Raw genomic sequence first — 23,621 nt, forward strand, 5'->3', positions numbered from 1 at the left:
TCAAATTTTAAAAAAAAGCATCTAAAGAAAAACATTGATATATTTTGTTATTTTTCAGAATATTATAGAAAAATATTACAATATTTATTTTCAATAACCCCCTGTCTCTCCATGACAATTTTCCAATCTCAATATGATGGTAGGTGTTTGGTAGGTAGGCTTAAATGTGTCTTCATTTAATACTCAAACCACGGTGAGGGTCACCGCTTAGAACATAACAATGGTAGAAGGAATCGCACCATGGCTTTTAAAAATATTGCAGATCAAACAAACGGTTTTTATATTCCATGTGTTTCACTCTTTGGTCCAGGCTGTGCTAAAGAGATTGGAACCAAAGCACAAAATTTAGGTGCTAAAAAAGCACTGATTGTTACCGATGCTGGTTTATTTAAATTTGGTGTAGCAGACACGATTGCGAGCTATCTTAAAGATGCAGGTGTCGACAGTCACATCTTCCCAGGTGCAGAACCAAACCCAACAGATATTAATGTACATAACGGCGTACAAGCGTACAACGACCATGCTTGTGACTTTATTGTTTCATTAGGTGGTGGCTCTTCACATGACTGTGCAAAAGGTATTGGGCTAGTTACAGCAGGTGGTGGTCATATTCGTGATTATGAAGGCATTGATAAAAGCTCTGTCCCAATGACACCTCTGATTGCAGTAAACACAACTGCAGGCACGGCATCTGAAATGACACGCTTCTGTATTATTACCAATACAGACACACATGTGAAAATGGCGATTGTCGATTGGCGTTGTACACCACTGATTGCAATTGATGATCCTAAACTCATGATTGCAAAACCTGCTAGCTTAACCGCTGCAACAGGTATGGATGCATTGACCCATGCTGTAGAAGCTTATGTTTCTACTGCTGCAAATCCAATTACCGATGCATGCGCTGAAAAAGCGATTTCTATGATCAGTGAATGGTTACGCCCAGCGGTTGCCAACGGTGAAAACCTTGAAGCACGTGATGCAATGAGCTATGCACAGTATCTTGCGGGTATGGCATTTAACAACGCATCTTTAGGCTATGTACATGCCATGGCACACCAATTAGGCGGTTTCTATAACCTGCCACATGGTGTATGTAATGCGGTATTACTACCACATGTATGCGAATTCAACTTAATTGCCTGCCCTGACCGTTATGCACGTATTGCCGAGTTAATGGGTGTTAACACCACTGGATTGACCGTGACCGAAGCTGCCTATGCCGCGATTGATGCAATCCGTGAGTTATCTTCTTCTATCGGTATTCCATCAAGCCTTGCTGAACTGGGTGTGAAGGAACAAGATTTAGGCATTATGTCTGAAAATGCTCAAAAAGATGCTTGTATGTTAACTAACCCTCGTAAGGCAACACATGCTCAAGTGGTTGATATTTTCAAAGCAGCATTAAAAAGTGGTGCTGAAGTTTTAGATTTTAAAGCAGCGGTGTAAGTCTCTCCAATCTCTTACTTTTTGCTTTTGGCAACCCAGTTCTGTTTGAATCAGGCATAGAATGTAGCCAATGTTGACTAACCATTGGCTACAGTCTAGATTCTTTACAGAAGAAGGCACTGGGTTGCATTTTTTTATTCTACAATCAATTCTGTTTGACAAATCTTCCAACATCATCAAGGATTAAACCATAATAAATCTTGATGAGTATAAAAATGACATCGCTCAAAATTCCTACCATATATCAAGCCGATGTTTTAGGGCCAGATTATCAACAGCTTGTGCTTGAATTCCCCGATGATTATGAAGGCAAAGTCATTGCGACTCTAGTCCGCAAAAAAAACACTCAAGCCACCACCAAAGCAATTTTGTACATTCATGGTTTTATTGATTATTTCTTTCAAACTGAAATGGCAGATCAGTTCAATCAGCATGGTTTTGATTTTTACGCGCTGGATTTACGTAAATATGGACGTTCCCGTTTAGGGCATCAACAACTCTATAATCTACGTGATTTAAGTGAATATGATGCAGAAATTAATAAAGCGTTAGAAATTATTCAAGCTGAAGGTCATGATGCTGTGTTGTTAAGCGGGCACTCAACGGGTGGACTGATTTGTACCTTATTTGCAGCCCATCATCCGCAGCATTCATTGATTAAGGGATTATGGGCAAACAGTCCTTTTTATGATTTCAACATGAGCGAGTTTGAGAAAAATAAAGCGTTACCGCAACTCATCAAGCTAGGTCGATTGCTTCCGAATCTCACTATTCCAAGCGGTCTGAATAAATGGTACGTTCCTAGCCTACATTGCCACTATCATGGTGAATGGAATTTTAACCTTGAGTGGAAACAACCCAGCTACACCATGGTGAAGCTCAGCTTTGTTCGTGCCATCTATGAAGCTCAAAAAGAGATTCACGCAGGCGTAACAGTCACTATTCCCACCCTTGTCATGCACTCACATCAAACCACGAACCCGAAAAAATGGGGGATTGAAGCTCAGACCAGTGACGTGATTTTAAACGTTAATGATATTCAAAAATACGCCGAGAAAGTGATCGGGGATATCAGTATTCAAACCATTGAAAATGGTTTGCACGATTTGGTTTTATCCGCACCTAAAGTTCGTGAACAGGTTTATCAAAACTTATTTGCTTGGATAAAGGAGAAAGGAATCTGAATTAAAAATCCTCCCTATCCTTAAATTTCAACAGCGTTTGATGAACAGGATGTGTCTTAGGCATCAGTTCAATCAAACGCTCTACCGCATCTATTGCTTCTGGAAAATGTGCCACATGTTTTAGTAACACATCGGTTTCATTGGCTTTAAAAATGGCATCACTTAAACGTGACTCCAAACAATCTCGCCAAGCACATAAAAATGGGCTTTCAGTTCTCGCCAAGAACACACCTGTATACAACTTTAATGCGGTTTCCAAATAGCCCGCATCTAAAGCTTGTTCTGCTTGTAAAAAATCCGCATCGACATTGACCAACAAGCGGTAAGGTCTTGAGCCTAACATGCCTCCCAAAATATCACGGAGCTGTGACATTTCTGCCTTTAATGTCCCCACACTGACCTTACGCTCACCATAAAGTGCTTGATGCAAAGTATCTAAGGTTAGCCCTTGAGGACACAAAGCCAAAATCGCCAAAATCTCAATTTGACGTGGCGTCAGTACCAAGGCTTTACCATTAAATAAAATTTGCGGAACAGCAAATGCACGAATAAACAACTGCTGCTTTTGATGTTCCAATAAAGCCGATTGAATAATCGAGGAACAGCGCTCAGCAGCCAAAAGCCCTAGGCTATTGTGGTTTTTCCATGTGGTCGATAAATCAATGACCCCTAAGAGTTGCTTTGAGTAAGGATCAATTATCGGTGCCGCATAACACACCCAATCTTGTATTGAGGTCATGTAATGCTCATTGGAAAACACACAACTCGATTGCTGGGTTTTTAATGACAATGCCAGTGCATTGGTACCGACCAACTCTTCTCGCCACTGCCCACCTTCAACAAAGTGTACACTTTCAGCCGCGCTCTGCATTTGATGGCTCGATGCCGACCACACAATGGTACTGCCGATATCACCCACAGCAATCACCATGGAAGATTGCTGTGCAATATGTTTAAGATCTTCAGTGCAAAGTTGTAAGGCATGCTCTAAGGCGCCGTTTAAACCACGACGATGCTGATGATTAATTGGAGCAGCCATACGATCTTTCGGAATCGCTGCGGAGGCTGAACGCTGCCATGAGCTTGCAATACTTTGCCCTAATTGTTCTGCATGTAACGGCGAAAGGCTACTACTTTGGCGAAACTGATCAATCCGTTGTCTTTTTTCTACTAATGCTTGCTTATTCATCATTGCTTTCTCTCAACAACTAATGATTCGACGTCCTGTACTTAACTGTTTTTGTAAGCATTTGTCGTCCTGTTGTAAACCTTCTACTTTCCAACCTTTCTCCAACCTTATGCTAGTTATGCTAAACAAATAATGTACTGCTGTACCTTATACCAAAGCTGTAGAAGCTTAGACAAACAACAAGCAAAGGAAATTATATATGCGTTACGTCGATCCTAATCAACCTGGTTCTAAGGTTCAATTTAAAGCACAATACGAAAACTTTATTGGTGGCCAATGGGTTGCACCTATTAAAGGAGAATACTTCGAAAACATCTCGCCTGTCGATGGCAAAGTATTCACCAAAATTCCTCGCTCAACAGTTGAAGATATCGAACTTGCGCTTGATGCAGCGCACAAAGCTAAGGCTCAATGGAACAAATCTTCTCCTACAACACGTTCAAATCTGTTACTTAAAATTGCAGATCGTTTAGAACAAAATCTTGAATTACTGGCAGTTGCAGAAACTTGGGACAATGGTAAACCTGTCCGTGAAACACTTGCCGCAGATATCCCTCTAGCAATTGATCACTTCCGTTATTTTGCAGGATGTATTCGTTCTCAAGAAGGTGGAATTTCTGAGATTGATGAAGACACAATTGCTTACCATTTTCATGAGCCATTGGGTGTTGTGGGTCAAATTATTCCATGGAACTTCCCAATTCTTATGGCGGCATGGAAACTTGCTCCAGCATTGGCAGCAGGTAACTGTATTGTTCTTAAGCCTGCGGAACAAACCCCTGTCGGTATTTTATTGGTTGCTGAATTAATTCAAGACCTATTACCAGAAGGTATTTTGAATATCGTGAATGGTTTTGGTGCTGAAGTAGGTCGTCCACTTGCAACTAGTCCACGTATTGCAAAAATCGCCTTCACAGGTTCTACGCAAGTGGGTCAGTTAATTATGCAATATGCGACTGAAAACATTATTCCTGTGACTTTAGAACTTGGTGGCAAGTCACCAAATATCTTCTTTGAAGATGTGATGGATCGCGAAGATGACTACCTAGATAAAGCCCTAGAAGGCTTTGCTATGTTCGCTTTAAACCAAGGTGAAGTCTGTACGTGTCCTTCACGTGCGCTAGTTCAAGAAAGTATTGCCGACAAATTCCTTGAAAAAGCAATCGAACGTGTTAAGCGTATTAAAACAGGCCACCCTTTAGACACAGAAACCATGATTGGTGCTCAGGCATCTCAAGAGCAGCAAGATAAAATCTTGGGCTGTATTGCAACAGGTCGTGGCGAAGGTGCAGAAGTTCTGACTGGTGGTGGTGCTCGTCACGAAGTGGGTAGTGGTTTCTACATTGAACCAACGATCTTCAAAGGCAACAACAGCATGAAAGTTTTCCAAGAAGAAATTTTTGGACCAGTCTTGTCTGTAACAACCTTCAAAGACTTTGATGAAGCCATCAAAATTGCCAATGACACCATTTATGGTTTAGGTGCAGGCGTTTGGTCGCGTTCGGCGCATACCTCTTATCGTGCTGGTCGTGCGATTGAAGCTGGTCGTGTATGGACCAACTGTTACCACATTTACCCTGCACATGCGGCATTCGGTGGTTACAAAAAATCAGGTATTGGTCGTGAAAACCACAAAATGATGCTAGATCATTATCAACAAACTAAAAACTTGTTAGTAAGCTATTCGACTAAACCAGCAGGTTTCTTCTAATTCCCTCTTTTGAAACTTGTTTCCTTTGCAAGAAAACTGAAAACAGCGAACCTAGGTTCGCTGTTTTCATCTTTGGATCTGCTATTAACCATTTCACACTAGGTAGAAACGACCGTGTGATTTGTTTCAGTCTCTGGTTCTTCTTTAAATAAAATCGCCAAACAAACAAAAATAAGCCCCATTCCTAACCACCCCAATCCATCTAATTGCTCCCCTACAATGAGCATGGCAAATATTGCTGCCATAAATGGCTCAAACAAAGTCAGCGTAACAGCACGGCTCGCCGGGACTGTTTTTAGACCATAACCAAACAATAAATAGCCCAAAAACATCGGGATTAACATCATATAGCCAACCACATAGATATTGATGGCTTCATCAAAAAGATTTATCCCTGTATAAAATGCTGTCGGTAACAATAACATTGCCCCAAAACCAAAAATTAAACCAATTGATGCTTTCGCTTCGACGCCACGATCAATTAATTTTTTCGCAGCCCACGAATAAAGTGAATAAGTGAGACCCGCAACCAAACCCAGAATAACACCCAAAATTTTCTGATCGGTAGTCTGCTGTTGTAACTGTGTCGTAGCATATGATTCCCCCAACGAGAGCAACAACACCCCGAATATGCCAAAGAAACAACTAAAGAACCAACGTTTTGATAATTGCTTTTGATCAAAAATGCGCTCTAACAAGGCAGTAAATAAGGGAGCTGTGCCAATAGAAACCACCGTACCAATGGTGATGCCTGCCAAATGCATAGAGCTGTAAAAGGCTAGAGGATAAATCGCCACGGAAAGAGCACCCAATAACAGTATGCCTCTATTTTTAGGAATATCTTGAAGATGGTTGGCAATCTTCTTTCTGGCTAATAGCGCTTGTAAAAATCCACCGCCACCCATGGCCAAAGCCCCTATTGCCAAAGGACTTAAATTGGGTGCAAATGATGCAGCTGTCCCTGTGGTTCCCCATAGCACCGATGCAATGAGTACGGCAATAAAGCCATAGTGGGCAGATAAATCCAGCTTTTGGCTCACGTGTTTAGTTCCTGTTGCAAAAGTCGTTCTATCATTTGTTTCGCTGCATGCACTTTATCTCCATTACCGTCTAAGCCTGCACGTGCAATAGAACCCTCCAGTACAAAAGAAATAAACAGTGCCAACTCTTGTACTTTATTCTGGTTCTGAAATAAAGCACCCAGATGTTCAAGCAGAATCTGCTCGACCTCTTCTTTGTGTTGCTTCACTGCAATTCGCTCGGGACTATCTGTAGGAAATTCGGCTGCTGCGTTCAATAAACCACAACCTCTAAATCCCTTTTGATAGGCACATTCCGCATGATCTTGATAGGCATCAAATACTGCCAAAATTTTCTCATAAGCCGAATTACAATGACTTAATCGCTTGGCATACAGGTCTAGCCATTCCTGATGGCGGGCTTGTATATAGGTCACAATCAGATCAGATTTGGTCGGGAAATTATTGTATAGCGACATTTTAGCCACGCCTGCCCGATCGGTTATCGCATTGATTCCTGTATTGGCAATTCCATCGTTATAAAACAAGGTTGCCGCTGCATCTAAAATCTTTTCTTTTGCCGATTTATTGCTCATGACAAGCACCCAATTATATAGACCGATCTATCTAATTTATAAAAATAGTTTGTTTTTTGCAATCTAAATTTGATGTTATGGAAAAGTGACAACAATTTAAATTGAATAAAAATATTTAAAATATCATTATATAATAATATCTTGTACAACTACTGGTCATACAAGAGCTGCTTTGTTTTACAAATAATTGGCTTGAGTATGCTACTTATGAGGTTGTTAAAACATCTTCTAAAAAGTGTAAATGATCGATTCCCCAATAAATTTCATCTTGATTAAACCATGTTGGTGCCCCAAATACCCCACGGTGCACAGCTTCTTCAGTGATCGTTTTTAATTGCTGCTTAACTTGTTCATCATCTAACCAAGTTTGAACTTGTTGAACATCCAGTTCTAAATCTACAAGCATTTTTTGAAACTCTTGCAAATCATTCAAATTACGTGGTTCCCCAAACATGGCATGAAATGCACCTGTCAATACACGTAAGAATTGATCAGGTTGATACAACTGCACGGCTGTGATTAATCGCATCAATTGCAGAGTGTTCATTGGGAAATACGGATTCATTTGCATTGGAATCTGCCATAGTTCTGACCAACGCTTTAAATCATTCATAACATATTGCGCTTTGGCAGGTACAGTGATTGGGCTACTGTTACCAGTTGCTTTAAATACCCCACCCAAAAGCATCGGTTTCCAAATCATATTGGCATGTTTGTCTGCGGCTATTTTTTGAATACGATGAAAGCCTATATAACTGTATGGGCTACCTAAATCAAAATAAAACTCAATCGTTTGCATCGTTAAATCCCTCTATTTAAACGTTTTAAAATCTAGAAATTACCAGCGTTCAATCCACGGTCTTAAATCCAATTCATGTGTCCATGCATCACGCGGTTGGTGTACCAAATGCCAATAGTTTTCCGCAATATGTGCAGGGTTTAATATTCCATCTTGCGCCTTAAGTGCATAAATATCAGGGAAAGTTGTTTCAATAAAATCGGTATCAATTGCCCCATCGACCACCACATGTGCCACATGAATATTCTTTGGACCTAATTCACGCGCCATACTTTGCGCCAAAGCACGTAATGCATGTTTAGCTCCTGCAAAGGCTGCAAAATTAGCAGCCCCGCGCACACCAGCCGTCGCACCTGTAAAAATAATATTGCCTTGTTCACGCTGCACCATACGCTTAGCCACCTCACGTCCAGCCAGAAAAGCACTAAAGCAGGCCATTTCCCAAATTTTAAAATATTTACGTGCGGTTTCTTCTAAAATACTACATGGCACATTTGCGCCAATATTAAAGACCATCACTTCAATCGGACCAATTGTGACTTCAATCTGCTCAATTAATTCAATCACTTGTTCTTCTTTACGTGCATCAGATGCAAAACCGTAAGCCTTACCCCCCATTTGCTCAATTTCATCAATTAAAGGCTGTAACTTATCAGCATTACGGCGTGTCATACATGCAATATAGCCTCCACGTGCGAAGCGTTTAGCAATCTCACCGCCCGTCGCATCGCCTGCACCAATAATGAAGGCAACGCCTTTTTGACGAATTTCTTGTTCATTCTTCTCTTTCATTTTTTGTATTCCATTAGATAACGACCGTTACCATAACGAATACTATGTTATAATTTAACCATCGTCAAATCTCGTTAACTAAGTCATTCACATGCGATATAAACCTGGATACAAACAAGAAAAACGCAAAGAATTACTGCATATCAGTAGTCAACTGGCAAAACAACAAGGCTTTGCTGCAACAGGCATTGACAGTTTTATGAAAGCAGCAGGTGTGACCAGCGGTGCTTTCTATTCACACTTTGCTTCCAAACATGCATTATTAAAAGCGTTGTTAGAGGCCGAACTACAGCAAAGTTTTTCAAGATGGGAAAATAATCCCCACGACAGCCCTTATGAATGGCTGGATTTTGAATTAAACCGTTACCTCAATATCTCTCATGTGCAACATGCGGATTATGGCTGTATTTTACCCGCACTTGCCAGTGAGGTTGCCCGTTCAGATATCGAGATTAAACAACTTTATCAGCAAGAATTACTCCGTGGACATGCCCTATTTACACAACATTTAGGCTCTGAAGACAAAGCTTGGGGAGTACTTTGCCAACTGGTTGGTGCGATTAGCCTTGCACGTGGCATGGCAGATGAAAACATACAAAAACAAGTGATCGAGTCCAGCAAGGCATTTTTAAAAGCGAGCCTTGCAGTTTAAATTTTATTACTTACGCAACTTTATTATTTTGGTATATATTCAAAACCATTTTCGTTTATTCATCACAATTCAAAGCATATGAAAACAACAGCTCCCGATTTTCCAAAAACCATTTATGCGATTCAACATCTTGCTTTTGAAGACCTCGGTGCTCTAGAAGATACTTTTTACCAACTTGGCTTTCGGGTGAGATATGTAGAAGCAGGTGTCGATGACTTGCGTAAAGCGCTTGAACATGAAGGACTCACCGTTATTTTAGGTGGTCCAATTGGTGTCTATGAGACCGAGGATTACCCATTTTTAAAGCAAGAAATTGAACTATTACAACAGCGCTTAGCTGGTAATTTGCCAACACTCGGCATTTGTTTAGGTGCACAACTGATTGCTCATGCGCTTGGTGCCAAAGTCTATGCTGGAGCACAAAAAGAAATTGGCTGGAGCACCTTAGAAATCAAACCTGTCGCACAGAATCCTCTTGCGAGCCTCACCAATACGCCAGTTTTACATTGGCATGGCGATACCTTTGATTTACCAGAACAAGCTGAGCTTTTAGCAAGTTCTGCGATCTATCCGCATCAAGCATTTAAAATAGGCAGCAATATTCTGGCGCTACAATTTCATGTTGAAGTTGCTGCAGATGCAATGGAAAAATGGTTGATTGGTCATACTAGCGAATTACGTCATGCAAAAATTAACATTCCTCGCCTACGTGATGATAACCAACGTTTTGCACCTGCTTTGGAGCAAAATGCACCGCAAGTACTTGAGTTTTTTATGCAACATATTGAATAAGATTGCTGAATCTAACCACTCCTTCAAAAATCAACAGACCTAAAAAAGGCACTCATATGAGTGCCTTTTACTTTCCCGAAGAAATCGTGGGGAGATTATTTCTTCGCAGGAACTGATGCTTCAGTCGTGATGTTGACTGTAATTTTATCACCCACATTCGGCACGTATGCACCGACACCAAATGCAGAACGGTCAAATGAAGTGGTTGCATTAAAACCAATCGATTGAAGCTTCGTCATTGGATGCTCACCCTGCTTGTTCAATACTGCATCAAGTACAACAGGCTTAGTCACATCTTTAACGGTTAAGTTACCCGTAATTTTATATTGATTATTGCCTAAAGATTCTACTTTAGTACTTTTAAATGTGATGTTTGGATAATTGATTGCATCAAAGAATTCAGCTTTTTTCAAATGCTCATCTAATGCAGCCACATTGGTATTTAAGCTAGACAACGGAATAGTCACATTCACTGAAGAATTCACAGGCTTGTCATTATCTACATTAATTGTGCCTTGAATATTGCTAAAGTTTGCAGATGGTGTAGAAAAACCGAAGTGGCTCCATGAAAATACTGTTGCTGTGTGTGTAGGATCAATTTGATATGCAACAGGTTTTGCCATAGAAAATGTTGCAACCGAAGCAATAGCCAAACCCAGCGTTAATGTTTTTAAATTCATGTGATTGTATCTCATTTCAGAATGATTATTAGTGTATACCTTTCAAATTATAATTCACTGTTATGCATAAGACGATATGTTTCAAATTTAGAACAATTTAATGTAATTAAACAACTACAGAACTTAACGCAACAATCCAAACAATATATGAAGCATTAACCGAGCATTTAAAATATTGATTGTAGCCAAGAAGCATGACCGCTATAGCGCGTCTTGAATTCTAAAACAAAAAAAACGCCTCACATTAGAGGCGTTCTTTCAGAAATGACCGATTAAGCTGTCAATTCTTGTACTGCATTTACAACTGCTTCCGTTGTAATACCAAAGAACTGGAACAAGTCTTTCGCAGGTGCAGATTCACCGTAAGTGGTCATACCGATCACTTTACCGTCTAGACCTACAAACTTCCACCAGTAATCAACATGAGCAGCTTCAACTGCAACACGTGCACGGATGTGAGCTGGTAATACAGCTTCACGGTAAGCAGCATCTTGCTTCACAAATTCTTCTGCACATGGCATAGAAACCACACGCACACCTTCTAATTGTGCATAAGCTTCCATCGCTAGAGAAACTTCTGAACCCGTCGCAATAATAATTGCTTTTAATTCACCTTTTTCTTCAGCAAGCACATAACCGCCTTTCGCTACGTTTTCAATTTGTGCTTGAGTACGTGTTTGGAATGGTAAGTTTTGACGAGAGAAAATTAACGCAGAAGGACCGTCTTTACGTGACAATGCAGACTTCCAAGAAACCGCAGTTTCTACAGTATCTGCTGGACGCCATGTATTTAGGTTTGGTGTACCACGTAAAGATGCAATTTGTTCAACTGGTTGGTGTGTAGGACCATCTTCACCTAAACCAATAGAGTCATGTGTATAAACATGAATGACACGTTGTTTCATCAATGCAGACATACGGACTGCATTACGTGCATATTCCATAAACATAAGGAATGTTGCAACGTAAGGAATAAAACCACCGTGCAATGCAACGCCATTTGCCATTGCAGTCATACCAAACTCACGTACGCCATAGTGTACGTAGTTACCAGCAGGATTATCTTGAACGCCTTGGCAACCTTTCCAAAGTGTTAAGTTAGAACCCGCCAAGTCCGCAGAACCGCCTAATAATTCAGGCAATAATGGACCAAATGCTTGTAATGTATTTTGACTTGCTTTACGCGTCGCAATGGTTTCTGCTTTAGCGTTAGTTTCTGCAATAAATGCATCCGCTTGAGCAATAAATTCAGCAGGTAAATTACCTTCGATACGGCGTAATAATTCAGCCGCTTCAGTAGGATATTTTGCTTGATACTGAGCAAATACCGCATTCCAAGCTGCTTCAGACTCAGCACCTTTCGCTTTTGCATCCCATGCAGCATAAACATCAGCAGGAATTTCAAATGGACCTTCAGTCCAACCTAAAGCTTCACGTGTTAATGCAATTTCATCATTACCTAAAGGTGCACCGTGACAATCTTCTTTACCTTGTTTGTTTGGAGAACCTAAACCAATAATCGTTTTACAGATAATAATCGTTGGTTTTTGTGTTTCAGCTTTTGCTTCCAAAGTTGCAGCACGTAATGCATCTGTATCGTGACCATCTACACGAAGTACCTGCCAGCCGTAAGATTTGAAACGCTGCTCTGTATCGTCAGAGAACCAACCTTCTACTTCACCATCAATTGAAATACCATTGTCGTCATAGTAAGCAATTAACTTACCTAGACCCAAAGTGCCTGCAAGTGAACACACTTCGTGCGAAACACCTTCCATTAAGCAGCCATCACCCAAGAAACAGTAAGTGAAGTGGTCAACAACCGTCAGGTCTTCTTTGTTAAATTGAGCTGCCAAAGTTTTTTCAGCAAGCGCAAAGCCTACAGCATTGGCAATACCCTGACCCAATGGACCAGTTGTAGTTTCAATACCAGGTGCATAACCTAATTCTGGGTGACCCGGTGTTTTAGAGTGTAGTTGACGAAATGCTTTTAAATCTTCAATTGAAAGCTCATAACCCGTTAAATGTAACAATGCATACTGAAGCATTGAACCATGACCATTTGACAATACGAAACGGTCGCGGTTCGCCCATTGTGGGTTAGTCGGATTGTGATTTAAAAATTCACGCCAAACGACATCTGCAATATCTGCCATCCCCATTGGTGCACCTGGATGTCCTGAGTTGGCTTTTTGCACAGCATCCATAGCCAATACACGAATTGCATTTGCAATACGACGTTCGTTCAAAGGGGTTGTCATAGATCAGAGTCCAATTAAAACAATTTAAGAAGATGAATATCACATTCAATAGTGCGCCTATTGTCTTAAAAAAAGTGGGATGGGTAAAGCCTTATACACAATTTTTCCCTATTAATTGCTACTTATGTGGACTTGAATGAATAGAAATTTTAGGATTTTAATTTAAGCGACCAAGCAATCTTTATTTTTTATTATTGATATCAATCGCTACACGCTGCAATGTATTTCAAATTATCGCCATCCCTGTAAAAACTCAGCTTGAAATTTAAAGATGCAATCAATATCAACTCTAACTTCACATCACACATGGAACCCATTTCATCTCAGATATCTGAAAATGAATAATAAATTTAAGCTCGTACTGGCAATCCTCTCATACCAATAAAAGCATCAAGGACGTTGCACTAAAGAGCGTTATAGATCTTGTCATAATCATTTTTATAAAATTGAATTTCGAGCAATGAAACCTGTATTACATTCACCCACATCAACATTCTGTAGTCTATTTTCTTTAAATATAAATACCCCTTCTCATCCTGCATGAGAATACATAACAAGCCCCAGAACAATATAATACAAAGGTTCTTATGAGATTAATTCCACTTTATGCCATAGCGTTGTTGATGTTCACAGGCCATGTCATGACCTAAGACGAAGAACAAACAACCGTAAATAACAATGTCAATAAATTAGCGATGATCCAACCAAAGTCACCACCAAGTTAAGCGTGTCTTATACCAATAATTTTGATTTTAACGATGATAATGATTCCTTGTCTGGCTCATATGCTTTAGGTCAGGCACGCAAACTCAATGCACGGATAAACAGTGATGCGAGTGAATGGCGAATTAGTGGTTCATGGTTCTGAAAACGGTGCAGGCGAAAACGACAAAGGCTACTTTGCTGGCTTGTGCCTTGGTTATTTAGTACAAAAGCGTCATTCCATCTAATGCGATGGCTTTTATGATGGATAACAACTCTTATTTAGACAATACAGATGAACGCCTCATACTCTCCTACATGTATCAATTTAATGAATGCAAATGATCTTCCAAAATCACACTCACACAAAATATCACTAGGATGCCCCCTCCACACCTTAGTCCTATCACAGATGATTTGCCTACTCGTGAATTCTTTTAAACCGTCGTTATTGTTATCTTACTGTACTTAGTTCGCTTTTATTTTTTCATCATCACTTTTTAAGTATGCACACGGTTAACCAATAGCCAGAAAAATGCTTTCCCTCCCCCTCAAATTTCATCAATTTTTCTCTATTTAAGTATAACTTTGTATTAAATTGTCTAATTTATATACGCCGCATATTTAAAACCAAAACAATTAATTGCTGCTTTATCAGTTTTATAGATGCTTATATCAAATAAAAAGTCATTGAATTGAAATAAATTCATCCTTTTTTATACAAGTTGAGCTAGTCCTAAAGTCTAACTCGATGTAACATATTGCGTCTTTAAAATTAACTGTGATAGGACTTATGCGCGAGTACGCTGTATTTACTTCGGAATCTGTAAGCGAAGGCCATCCAGATAAAATGGCTGATCAAATCAGTGATGCTATCTTGGATGCAATCTTAAAAGAAGACCCATATGCGCGGGTTGCTTGTGAAACGCTTGTAAAAACGGGTGCTGTCGTACTTGCTGGCGAAATCACAACAACTGCAAACATTGATGTCGAAGCAATTGTCCGCCAAACTGTAAACGGTATTGGCTACCACCATTCAGACTTAGGTTTTGATGGTTCAACTTGTGCCGTCATTAATATGATTGGTAAACAGTCTCCTGAAATTGCTCAGGGTGTTGACCGTCAAAAGCCTGAAGATCAAGGTGCAGGTGACCAAGGTTTAATGTTTGGTTATGCAAGCCGTGAGACAGATGTGCTTATGCCTGCTCCAATTTCATACGCTCATCGCCTAATGGAAAAGCAAGCTGAGTTACGTCGTAATGGCTCACTTCCATGGTTACGTCCAGATGCCAAAAGCCAAGTGACTTTTGCTTATGAAAATGGCAAGCCTGTACGTTTAGATGCGGTTGTACTGTCTACACAACACGATCCTGAAATTTCACAAGCCAACTTAAAAGAAGCTGTGATTGAAGAAATCGTGAAAAAAATTATTCCTGCTGAAATGTTCCATGCAGGTACCAAATTCCACATCAACCCAACAGGGATGTTTGTCATTGGTGGTCCAGTAGGTGACTGTGGTTTAACAGGTCGTAAAATCATTGTAGATACTTACGGTGGTATGGCGCGTCACGGTGGTGGTGCTTTCTCTGGTAAAGACCCATCTAAAGTTGACCGTTCTGCTGCATATGCTGGTCGTTATGTTGCCAAAAATATTGTGGCTGCTGGCTTAGCAGATAAATGTGAAATTCAAGTGTCTTACGCAATCGGTGTTGCTGAACCTACTTCGATTTCAATCAATACATTTAACACAGGCAAAGTGCCTGATGAACTGATTATTCAATTGGTTCGTGAACACTTCGACCTACGCCCATACGGCATTACCCGTATGCTTGACCTGATTCAACCCATGTACAAGCAAACTGCTGCATATGGTCACTTCGGTCGCCAAGGTTCTGATACCGCATTTACTTGGGAAAAAACAGACAAAGTTGAAGCACTTAAGTCTTCTGCTGGTCTCTAATATTTTTCCATTCTGTAAAAAAGCTCACTTCGGTGAGCTTTTTTATGACTATTCCAAAATAATTTCTCATAACAAAATATTTCAAACATATTTTCTGCTTGATGTTTAATGGCAAACAATCACTCATATTCAACATAGAATAATATGTTATTAATCTTATACTTAATCTAAAAACAACGAGTAATCGCCACTTTAATTCAAACATTACCCTTGTATTAAACCCGCCAAAGTAATTACACATCAGCATAGAAATTAGGCAAAAAAGAGCATATAAATAAAAAAATAGGTTTTTGCCCTTTAAAAAATTTTGCCTATCCCTATTAAATATTTATATGTTTACAGGAGTTGTCTCGTGAAAAAGGTTGTGAAAGCAAAAAATTTAATCGCATTTCGTATTTGGTTAGAAAAATTAGGTTATTCAGTAAAAAGCCTTGCCGATGACCGTGGTTTTACTTTTAGTTTTAAAAAAGAATATGGCTTAGTCACTTGTGATTTGGCTGGAAATTCATTAGCCATGCAATTAGGCGAAGAGTTTGAAGATCATTTAAAAGCATAAAAAAATAAGAAAACCTGTAAGTCGTACACGATATTCACCGTTGATCGAGTTGCTCTTTCTATGTATTTAAGCCCTACGGGGCTTTTTTTATTCGCTGCTTTAAACCCATGCTCAAACAGTCATCTTCGCAAACTAAGCCGCAACAGATGCAATCTCCTCTACACCCAGCGCCTTCATGCTCGGAAAATCTAAATTTAATTACCTAAATTGCTTAGCTAGTTTTAAACATCAAGTTTTCTACAGACGAAAAAAAAACAAGGCTTTAACCTTGTTTAATTCTTCCCAGTTCACTAAGTGGTGGGGGCGAAGAGACTCGAACTCTTACACCTTGCGGCGCTGGAACCTAAATCCAGTGCGTCTACCAATTTCGCCACGCCCCCATACTGGGTTTCACCTAAAGTGAATAAATTTGGCAGAGGATCAAGGACTCGAACCTTGACGAACGGTTTTGGAGACCGTCATGCTACCATTACACCAATCCTCTGTTACCTAAACATCATCAACTGATGATTAAGTGGTGGGGGCGAAGAGACTCGAACTCTTACACCTTGCGGCGCTGGAACCTAAATCCAGTGCGTCTACCAATTTCGCCACGCCCCCGATGGCTGTGTATATTATAGAGATCACCCTACTCTGGCAAGCCCTTTTTATAAAAAAACCTCTTGTTTGATTAAATATAAAACAAAAACCACTTTTATGTACTTTTCTTAAGCAATTTCAGATACTAAGGCCTGTTTTATTGCATAAATATTGTCAAATCTAGCTTCTTTATGCTTTGCCAACATCTTCAAAAGAAGTGATTGAAAACCTAAAAATTTCTCTGGTAGCTCAATCTGCAACCGCTGACAATGTAAATATGCCCAATCTGTATAATTTTTCGCACTTAATCTCTGCCCAGACAGCCATTCATAAAAAATAATGCCTAAAGCATAAATATCGGTTTGTATTGTTTTCACTTCACCATGAAATAATTCTGGCGCCATATAACGTGGCGTTGCGTTCATTTCAGTTTTCACTTGTTGGGTCATGGATTGCACCTGCTCAAAGTCAATCAGTTTGACTTGCCCCTGATATTCTACAAAATGCTCTGGTTTTAAATCAGCATGTATCCATCCAGTTTCATGTAATCCCTGTATGACATCCAAGGCACGTAATAGATAATCCTGAATACTTGCAATCGGCAATGTCCGAGCACTAACTGTAAAGTATGGCACTGCATGAGGCAGGATAAGCATCTGCGCTAAGGATTGCTCGATTTCAATATCTACCGCCCTAGATGCGATAAATGCTTTAGACACGATTTCACAAGGCAATATGATGCTAGATAATGATGTAGAGTTCAGACTCTCTTGATAAAAAGCCAATTCATGCTGAAATCCTTGTTGGTAGATATGATGCCCTTGTTTCATTTGCATCTTTAACCAATAAAGCTGTTCTTGATACTGAAAATAATAAAGCCTGCGTCCAAATCGCAGGCTAATAGGCTTGGTTTTTAATTCCAAACAATCTATATGATTAAAATCAGGCAGTATGAACTTGGACATGTGTTTCTTGTCGGTGTAATTGCTGATAATTCAAAAGCTCTAAAGCATGTTGGATGGTCTTCCCAATTCGAGCATGAGTTTCAATGCTCGATATTTTTGGCCATGTCGCACGCTCTCCTTCGCGTTGTAACAACTTAAATAAGTGCGGACGAGGGTTTTGTAGCATATAGGTATAATGACGCAGGCTATAATCGCCAATAATATTGACATCACCATAATAGCGCTGATCCACCATACCATAACCATGATCAAGTAAGCGGCGTATAGAAGGCACTTTCCCTACCCGTTCACGGGTAAAGTCCATTACCCCCTTAGCAATAACTTTGCCTTGACGACGAATAATACGCTCAGGCCAACTCAACATATCACGTCTGAACCGAGAAACATCATCCTGCATAAATGGCACAATATGTGGGTTAACCTGACTTGCGATACTGTAATTCAAATTATAAAGGCGTGCCATTTTCTGTTGCGGGAAATCACTCCGTACACTGCCATCTACCCAACGTGTCGTTGCCATGTATGGCGTAAGTTCGCCATCATAGCGTTTACTGGTGAGCTTGACAGGCGGAAATAAAATAGGAACCGCACAGGAAGCCAATACTGCACTCCACACCAGTAAATCAGGTGAAGTATAGGTATTCATAATACGCGCTTCCTGTGATGCATCATAAGGTGCTACCGCAACATTGATATATAACCCAGACTGTTTAAACGCCTCGTCAAAAGTGACATTGCCTAAATTTTCAACCAGGAACTTTTTCAAATACTTCACATCGGCAACACCACCATTGCCTTTTAATAAATCACCCAATTTCCGGAAATGGAAAGCTTCACTAAAAAAGTTCTCACCATTTAATATTTTCGAAATATTTTCAGGGTTTGAGACACCAAGCATAGCGGTCATAATTGCACCCGCGCTTGAACCTGAAAGCACTTTAGGCATTAAATCCTGCTCAAGTAGGGCTTTACAAACCCCAGTATGAAACAGACCTAAAGTTGCACCGCCAGAGAACATTAACGCTGGCTGTCCATAGGCTTTTTCACAATGTTTAAAGAAATCCATTTTCTCTTGATAAGAAAGACACTCGCAGGCGTCTGAGGCAATAAACGCTAAGCTCGCGCTTACTTCTTCAATATAGTCCTCAATAATGGTTTTCGTACCTACATACGTCGCCGCAAAAAGCATTGGATGTGCGATATTGGCGATGTCATAGGTCAGCCCCTCGCGCAATAAATACATTAAGTCACGCGTTCGGTGCTGGTAGCGATAGCGTTTTAATAATTTCAAACGATACGAAATCATTTCCGCATCAAAATAAGGTGAGCAGTTATCATACTTCCACTCTTGCGCCCCTGACTCTTGGTCAATTTTAAGCGCGATACTTTTCCACTCCGAGTAGCTTTCCGCATGCTCCAATTGGCGTTTTAACTTTTTTATACGATAGGCTTGGTGTGGATTCATGTCCTGTATGAATTCTTGAAATAACATAGCTTCCCTCAAAACACCTGCGCTTAAATATACTGACTTAAAATCTTTATCATTCAATCTTAAAATTTGGCGAAATCGAAGCATGATTCGATTAGCATTCATTCATATTATACTATACAGTCTAAAACCAAGGCCGAGGTTGGTCTTATTTGCTACTTTATCGTATTTATCAGCTGAATGACTATGGCAACTATTGAATTACCTGACACGATTTTACAATCCCTATCACAAGTTCTTGCTCAATTACATCAAACGCTTCCCTCATTGAAACAAGAACCTGACTTTTCTGCTCCAGCATTTAAATGGCAAAACCAACAACTGATTCCCATTTTCCATCCCAAAAAAATTGATTTAGACGACCTAAAAGGGATTGAGCGTCAAAAAGCTAAAGTCATTCAAAATACGCTACAATTTTTAAATGGATTACCTGCAAACGATGTATTACTGACAGGCTCGCGTGGTACGGGTAAGTCATCTATTGTTCGTGCTTTATTGAGCCAATATCAAGATCAAGGCTTACGTTTAATTGAAATTGAACGTGATGATTTGTCAGAGTTACCCGAAATTCAAAAAATTATTCAAAACCGACCTGAAAAGTTCATCGTCTATTGTGACGATTTGGCATTTAATGCTGAAGATGAAAACTATCGCAGTTTAAAAAGTGTATTAGATGGTTCGTTACAATCTGGTGCAAGTAATTTTATTATTTATGCAACCAGTAACCGTCGTCATTTACTGCCTGAGTTTATGCATGAAAATACACCAGCCACGCGTGTTGATGTCCCTCAATATACAGAACTGCATCCTCAAGAAGCGATTGAAGAAAAGATTTCACTGTCTGATCGCTTTGGCTTATGGTTGTCGTTTTATCCTATGGATCAGACACTTTACTTAGAAATCGTTGAGCACTATTTAGCAAAATCAAACATGCCAATGGCAGATGAAGTACGCGCAGAAGCACTGAGATGGTGTCAGGCACGTGGACAACGTTCTGGGCGTGCCGCTTATCAATTCTCAAAACATTGGGTGGGTTCACAGCAGTTACAGCAGCTCTAATTTTTTATCGCTATATTAAATTTATGCAAAAGCTCAATCGTCTCAAATTGAGCCTTTCCATTCGATTTAGTTTATTGTCTTATAAATGAAAAAACATTTGTGCATTAGCGAAATCTATAATTATTGCATTTCATCAAGTACCAATTGGGCTTGGGCATGACCATTATTCGCGGCTTTTGAATACCATTCTTTTGCCAATACAGTATTTTTGACAACTCCATAGCCGTTGTCATACATAGTCCCTAGGCTATATTGAGCGCTCATATCCTCCTGTTCAGCTGCCTTACTAACCCATTCAAACGCTTTCTCATAACTTTGAATTATGCCAAGACCTTGGTAGTACATTGAGCCAAGGTTAGTTTGCGCACTAGCACATCCCTGAGCCGCTGCAGTACTAAACCATTCAAATGCATTCATATTGCTTTGAGAAATACCTTGACCCGTAACAAACATTACTCCAAGGTGATTTTGTGCATCCATATCTCCCTGAAGAGCAGCCTTATGAATCCATTCAAAGGCTTTCGTATCACTCTGGGTCACACCTTCACCATTCAGATACATCCTTCCAATATTATATTGCGCCTTTGTAACTCCCTGTTTAGCTGCCTTGCGATACCATTTCAATGCCAGAGTATAATTTCGAATTACTCCTTGACCTTGCTGATACATCCAGCCGAGGTTAGTTTGTGCTAAAGAACTCCCCTTTGCTGCAGCCTTACTCAACCACTCAAAGGCTTTTTCATAGTTTTGTAACGTGCCTTCACCATGCTGATACATCCAACCTAAGTTATTTTGCGCTTCAGTATCTCCTTGTGCAGCAGCTTTGCCAAACCATTTAAAGGCTTTTTCATAGTTCTGCTCTACACCTTGACCCTTCTGATACATTAATCCAAGGTTATACTGTGCTGTATCAATCCCTTTAATCGCCGCCTTGCTAAACCACTCAAAAGCTTTTTCATGATTCTGCGCCACACCTTGCCCCTTCTGATACAACACTCCAAGATTATACTGAGCCAAATCATTACCTTGAATAGCCGCCTTTCTATACCATTTAACTGCTTCCTCATAATTTTGAGGTACACCTTGGCCAACCTGATAAAGTGTTCCCAAATTATACTGGGCATTTGCATATCCTCGATTAGCGAATATTGATGTGTACTTAAAGATTACAAATTTGGTAAAAGTAGGACTAATAGTAAGCAATATAGGTAAAATAGTTACTTTAAATAAAATATTTTTAATACTCATTTTTTTAACATTTAAACATCGTTAATTTAATCTAGTTGATTATAAGCTAAATTAAGATAACTCTTATAAAATTGATAGTTATCTAAATATGAACTCACTCACAACATACTTAACTCACCACCAATACATCACATGAAAAATTATTCATATTTTAGATCATCTACTTCTTCTCAACAGTATTCTCATTTTCAACACACAAGCTAGATTAAAAAACACACTAAAATTCAATAACTCTAGTTAAATCAAGGCTTAGAACCCCAAATTTTATCCGCAATTTCTGTGGATAACCCTAGGGGTAAGTATTTTACAACGTTGTAATCCTTGGCTTAAAAAATTTCAGTCATATCAAAGCTACTTCGATCGAGAAAATATTTATGAGATATGACTGTAGAGAACTGGATGTTCCAAAACATAAAACAATAATGATAAGTTCAGCACAAAAACGTGAGGTATGACAGGAGTTATACCGAATACCCAATACGAAAAAGCCCGACAAGATGTCGGGCTTTTTTATGGTAGTACAATTTAGTTGAGATTGATTAAATTTCCGCAGGATTACTTAATTCTGTCATTGGCCAGCGAGGAGTCGTCGTCACTGCCAAACCATCTTGTTGCCCTGCTTTTAAACGCTGATAGCCTGCAAATGCGATCATGGCACCGTTGTCCGTACAAAGTGCAGGCTCTGCATAATAAACCTGAGCGCGAACTTTGACTAAATCTGCTTCCAAACGCTCACGTAAACGCTTATTCGCACTAACACCACCCGCAATCACTAAACGTTTTAAACCTGTTTGTTTTAATGCTTTAACAGATTTTTTAACCAAAGTGTCCACAATGGCTTCTTGGAAACTCGCTGCAATATCCGCATCACGGTTTTCATCACCTAATTTTTTCATTTGCACTGATACGGCTGTTTTTAAACCACTGAATGAAAATTCTAAGCCTTGATGTAACATAGGTCGTGGAAAAGCAAATGCGTTCGGATCGCCCTGTTCTGCCAGTTTAGAAATATTTGGACCACCTGGATATGGTAAACCCATCATTTTCGCGACTTTATCAAATGCCTCACCCGCAGCATCATCAATGGATTCACCGAGTAATTCATATTGCCCAATGCCATAGGCTGCCATTAACTGCGAATGCCCACCAGACACAAGTAAAGCGACAAATGGAAACTCTGGTGGTGTTGCAGATAGCAAAGGTGCCAACATATGCCCTTCCATGTGATGCACACCAATCGCAGGCTTATTCAATGCAAAAGCCAAAGTGCGTCCAAATAGCGCACCTGTCATAAGTGCACCCATTAATCCCGGTCCACGTGTATACGCAACCGCATCAATTTCGGATTTTTTAACGCCACTATCTGAAAGTAGCTGATCCAACAAAGGAATAAGTTTTCGAACATGATCACGAGATGCCAGTTCAGGTACGACGCCACCATATTCTGCATGCAGCTTAATCTGACTATACAAAACTTGACCGCGTAAGCCGTTTTCACTGTCATACAGTGCTAAACCTGTTTCATCACAAGATGTTTCTAAGCCTAAAACGATCATTAAACTGCCTATAACCTGTATCAAATCTATTGCGTGAGCCATTATAGACTTGTGGTATGAGATGTAAATGAGTAAAATACTGACCTTCACTTGTGATCAGGGCAATGTCGCCCAGATCTTATCCATAACTTAATGAGGATTCTTCATGCCACAAGTTAAATTGAAAGAAGGCGAACCAGTAGACGTAGCTATCCGTCGTTTCAAACGTTCATGCGAAAAAGCGGGTGTTTTAGCTGACGTTCGTAAGCGCGAATTCTACGAGAAACCAACTCAAGAACGTAAGCGCAAAAAAGCTGCTGCTGTTAAACGCTACCAAAAGAAATTGGCGCGTGAATCAGTACGTACTACTCGCCTTTACTAAGATTAATTTGTGATTGACT

The 23,621-nt window shown here is 39.9% G+C and carries 20 protein-coding genes and 3 tRNA genes; 9 read left to right on the plus strand and 14 right to left on the minus strand.

Going from position 1 to position 23,621, the window contains the following annotated elements; all coding sequences use genetic code 11:
• Positions 1-240: 240 nt before the first annotated feature.
• Together mdh and E0H94_RS16565 are read left to right on the plus strand one after the other, a co-directional pair.
• Positions 241-1,452 (plus strand): iron-dependent methanol dehydrogenase, encoded by a 1,212-nt coding sequence (mdh, locus tag E0H94_RS16560; protein WP_131327507.1) that lies wholly within the window; start codon positions 241-243, stop codon positions 1,450-1,452.
• A gap of 215 nt (positions 1,453-1,667) precedes the next feature.
• Complete coding sequence (locus E0H94_RS16565) at positions 1,668-2,636, plus strand: alpha/beta hydrolase (RefSeq protein WP_131327508.1); 969 nt, start codon at positions 1,668-1,670, stop codon at positions 2,634-2,636.
• 1 nt (position 2,637) lies between these two features.
• Here E0H94_RS16565 and E0H94_RS16570 read toward each other — a convergent pair whose 3' ends face one another.
• Positions 2,638-3,828 (minus strand): transcriptional regulator, encoded by a 1,191-nt coding sequence (locus E0H94_RS16570; RefSeq protein ID WP_131327509.1) that lies wholly within the window; start codon positions 3,826-3,828, stop codon positions 2,638-2,640.
• 196 nt (positions 3,829-4,024) lie between these two features.
• Here E0H94_RS16570 and E0H94_RS16575 point away from each other — a divergent pair, with 196 nt between their 5' ends.
• Entirely contained in the window at positions 4,025-5,536 is a 1,512-nt protein-coding gene (locus E0H94_RS16575; RefSeq protein ID WP_131327510.1) for an aldehyde dehydrogenase family protein, read from the plus strand.
• Positions 5,537-5,634: 98 nt separating this feature from the next.
• On the opposite strand, the gene E0H94_RS16580 is transcribed toward E0H94_RS16575, so the two are convergent.
• The 4 genes from E0H94_RS16580 to E0H94_RS16595 all read right to left on the minus strand — a co-directional run bounded on the left by E0H94_RS16580 (position 5,635) and on the right by E0H94_RS16595 (position 8,742).
• The gene (locus E0H94_RS16580) at positions 5,635-6,576 is read right to left on the minus strand and encodes a DMT family transporter (protein WP_131327511.1); all 942 of its coding nucleotides are present in this window, start codon (positions 6,574-6,576) and stop codon (positions 5,635-5,637) included.
• Positions 6,573-7,151 (minus strand): TetR/AcrR family transcriptional regulator, encoded by a 579-nt coding sequence (locus E0H94_RS16585; protein ID WP_131327512.1) that lies wholly within the window; start codon positions 7,149-7,151, stop codon positions 6,573-6,575. The genes E0H94_RS16580 and E0H94_RS16585 overlap by 4 nt, the downstream gene beginning before the upstream one ends.
• Before the next feature lie 205 nt (positions 7,152-7,356).
• Complete coding sequence (locus E0H94_RS16590) at positions 7,357-7,950, minus strand: 2-hydroxychromene-2-carboxylate isomerase (protein ID WP_131327513.1); 594 nt, start codon at positions 7,948-7,950, stop codon at positions 7,357-7,359.
• A 39-nt stretch (positions 7,951-7,989) separates the two neighbouring features.
• Positions 7,990-8,742 (minus strand): SDR family oxidoreductase, encoded by a 753-nt coding sequence (locus tag E0H94_RS16595; RefSeq protein WP_131327514.1) that lies wholly within the window; start codon positions 8,740-8,742, stop codon positions 7,990-7,992.
• Positions 8,743-8,833: 91 nt separating this feature from the next.
• Here E0H94_RS16595 and E0H94_RS16600 point away from each other — a divergent pair, with 91 nt between their 5' ends.
• Together E0H94_RS16600 and E0H94_RS16605 are read left to right on the plus strand one after the other, a co-directional pair.
• Positions 8,834-9,394 carry a TetR/AcrR family transcriptional regulator gene (locus E0H94_RS16600; RefSeq protein WP_131327515.1) on the plus strand — a complete coding sequence of 187 codons (561 nt, stop codon included), beginning with the start codon at positions 8,834-8,836 and terminating at the stop codon, positions 9,392-9,394.
• A 78-nt stretch (positions 9,395-9,472) separates the two neighbouring features.
• Entirely contained in the window at positions 9,473-10,186 is a 714-nt protein-coding gene (locus E0H94_RS16605) for a glutamine amidotransferase (protein ID WP_131327516.1), read from the plus strand.
• 95 nt (positions 10,187-10,281) lie between these two features.
• On the opposite strand, the gene E0H94_RS16610 is transcribed toward E0H94_RS16605, so the two are convergent.
• Positions 10,282-10,866 carry a YceI family protein gene (locus E0H94_RS16610; protein ID WP_131327517.1) on the minus strand — a complete coding sequence of 195 codons (585 nt, stop codon included), beginning with the start codon at positions 10,864-10,866 and terminating at the stop codon, positions 10,282-10,284.
• 272 nt (positions 10,867-11,138) lie between these two features.
• Positions 11,139-13,127, minus strand: coding sequence for a transketolase (tkt, locus tag E0H94_RS16615; RefSeq protein ID WP_131327518.1), 1,989 nt, complete (start codon positions 13,125-13,127; stop codon positions 11,139-11,141).
• Between the two features lie 1,495 nt (positions 13,128-14,622).
• On the opposite strand from tkt, the gene metK reads away from it, so the two are divergent.
• Together metK and E0H94_RS16625 are read left to right on the plus strand one after the other, a co-directional pair.
• A complete protein-coding gene (metK, locus tag E0H94_RS16620) occupies positions 14,623-15,789 on the plus strand; it encodes a methionine adenosyltransferase (RefSeq protein WP_116758925.1) in 1,167 nt (388 codons plus the stop codon).
• A gap of 352 nt (positions 15,790-16,141) precedes the next feature.
• Positions 16,142-16,345, plus strand: a complete 204-nt coding sequence (locus tag E0H94_RS16625; protein ID WP_016167644.1) for a hypothetical protein — start codon at positions 16,142-16,144, stop codon at positions 16,343-16,345.
• 295 nt (positions 16,346-16,640) lie between these two features.
• On the opposite strand, the gene E0H94_RS16630 is transcribed toward E0H94_RS16625, so the two are convergent.
• From E0H94_RS16630 to E0H94_RS16650, 5 genes are all read right to left on the minus strand, one after another.
• Positions 16,641-16,725, minus strand: a tRNA-Leu gene (locus E0H94_RS16630).
• A gap of 30 nt (positions 16,726-16,755) precedes the next feature.
• Positions 16,756-16,829 (minus strand) — tRNA-Trp (locus tag E0H94_RS16635).
• A 31-nt stretch (positions 16,830-16,860) separates the two neighbouring features.
• Positions 16,861-16,945 (minus strand) — tRNA-Leu (locus tag E0H94_RS16640).
• A 107-nt stretch (positions 16,946-17,052) separates the two neighbouring features.
• Positions 17,053-17,847 (minus strand): serine/threonine protein kinase, encoded by a 795-nt coding sequence (locus E0H94_RS16645; protein ID WP_227548663.1) that lies wholly within the window; start codon positions 17,845-17,847, stop codon positions 17,053-17,055.
• Positions 17,848-17,866: 19 nt separating this feature from the next.
• Positions 17,867-19,381, minus strand: coding sequence for a DUF3336 domain-containing protein (locus tag E0H94_RS16650; RefSeq protein WP_131327520.1), 1,515 nt, complete (start codon positions 19,379-19,381; stop codon positions 17,867-17,869).
• Positions 19,382-19,564: 183 nt separating this feature from the next.
• On the opposite strand from E0H94_RS16650, the gene E0H94_RS16655 reads away from it, so the two are divergent.
• Positions 19,565-20,437, plus strand: coding sequence for an ATP-binding protein (locus E0H94_RS16655; RefSeq protein ID WP_131327521.1), 873 nt, complete (start codon positions 19,565-19,567; stop codon positions 20,435-20,437).
• Positions 20,438-20,557: 120 nt separating this feature from the next.
• Here the strand turns inward: E0H94_RS16655 and E0H94_RS16660 are convergent, their stop codons facing one another.
• Both E0H94_RS16660 and tsaD read right to left on the minus strand, forming a co-directional pair.
• A complete protein-coding gene (locus E0H94_RS16660; RefSeq protein ID WP_131327522.1) occupies positions 20,558-21,685 on the minus strand; it encodes a tetratricopeptide repeat protein in 1,128 nt (375 codons plus the stop codon).
• A gap of 539 nt (positions 21,686-22,224) precedes the next feature.
• Entirely contained in the window at positions 22,225-23,241 is a 1,017-nt protein-coding gene (gene tsaD, locus E0H94_RS16665; protein WP_131327523.1) for a tRNA (adenosine(37)-N6)-threonylcarbamoyltransferase complex transferase subunit TsaD, read from the minus strand.
• Between the two features lie 145 nt (positions 23,242-23,386).
• Here tsaD and rpsU point away from each other — a divergent pair, with 145 nt between their 5' ends.
• Positions 23,387-23,602, plus strand: coding sequence for a 30S ribosomal protein S21 (rpsU, locus tag E0H94_RS16670; RefSeq protein ID WP_001136722.1), 216 nt, complete (start codon positions 23,387-23,389; stop codon positions 23,600-23,602).
• The last annotated feature ends 19 nt before the right edge of the window (positions 23,603-23,621 follow it).

Source organism: Acinetobacter sp. ANC 4173, from assembly GCF_004331255.1.
GTDB lineage: Bacteria > Pseudomonadota > Gammaproteobacteria > Pseudomonadales > Moraxellaceae > Acinetobacter.

Coding starts and splice junctions, on each gene's coding strand:
- mdh (WP_131327507.1), top strand. CDS start 241: ATGGCTTTTAAAAATATTGCAGATCAAACAAACGGTTTTTATATTCCA.
- E0H94_RS16565 (WP_131327508.1), top strand. CDS start 1,668: ATGACATCGCTCAAAATTCCTACCATATATCAAGCCGATGTTTTAGGG.
- E0H94_RS16570 (WP_131327509.1), bottom strand. CDS start 3,828: ATGATGAATAAGCAAGCATTAGTAGAAAAAAGACAACGGATTGATCAG.
- E0H94_RS16575 (WP_131327510.1), top strand. CDS start 4,025: ATGCGTTACGTCGATCCTAATCAACCTGGTTCTAAGGTTCAATTTAAA.
- E0H94_RS16585 (WP_131327512.1), bottom strand. CDS start 7,151: ATGAGCAATAAATCGGCAAAAGAAAAGATTTTAGATGCAGCGGCAACC.
- E0H94_RS16590 (WP_131327513.1), bottom strand. CDS start 7,950: ATGCAAACGATTGAGTTTTATTTTGATTTAGGTAGCCCATACAGTTAT.
- E0H94_RS16595 (WP_131327514.1), bottom strand. CDS start 8,742: ATGAAAGAGAAGAATGAACAAGAAATTCGTCAAAAAGGCGTTGCCTTC.
- E0H94_RS16600 (WP_131327515.1), top strand. CDS start 8,834: ATGCGATATAAACCTGGATACAAACAAGAAAAACGCAAAGAATTACTG.
- E0H94_RS16605 (WP_131327516.1), top strand. CDS start 9,473: ATGAAAACAACAGCTCCCGATTTTCCAAAAACCATTTATGCGATTCAA.
- E0H94_RS16610 (WP_131327517.1), bottom strand. CDS start 10,866: ATGAATTTAAAAACATTAACGCTGGGTTTGGCTATTGCTTCGGTTGCA.
- tkt (WP_131327518.1), bottom strand. CDS start 13,127: ATGACAACCCCTTTGAACGAACGTCGTATTGCAAATGCAATTCGTGTA.
- metK (WP_116758925.1), top strand. CDS start 14,623: ATGCGCGAGTACGCTGTATTTACTTCGGAATCTGTAAGCGAAGGCCAT.
- E0H94_RS16650 (WP_131327520.1), bottom strand. CDS start 19,381: ATGTTATTTCAAGAATTCATACAGGACATGAATCCACACCAAGCCTAT.
- E0H94_RS16655 (WP_131327521.1), top strand. CDS start 19,565: ATGGCAACTATTGAATTACCTGACACGATTTTACAATCCCTATCACAA.
- E0H94_RS16660 (WP_131327522.1), bottom strand. CDS start 21,685: ATGAGTATTAAAAATATTTTATTTAAAGTAACTATTTTACCTATATTG.
- tsaD (WP_131327523.1), bottom strand. CDS start 23,241: ATGATCGTTTTAGGCTTAGAAACATCTTGTGATGAAACAGGTTTAGCA.
- rpsU (WP_001136722.1), top strand. CDS start 23,387: ATGCCACAAGTTAAATTGAAAGAAGGCGAACCAGTAGACGTAGCTATC.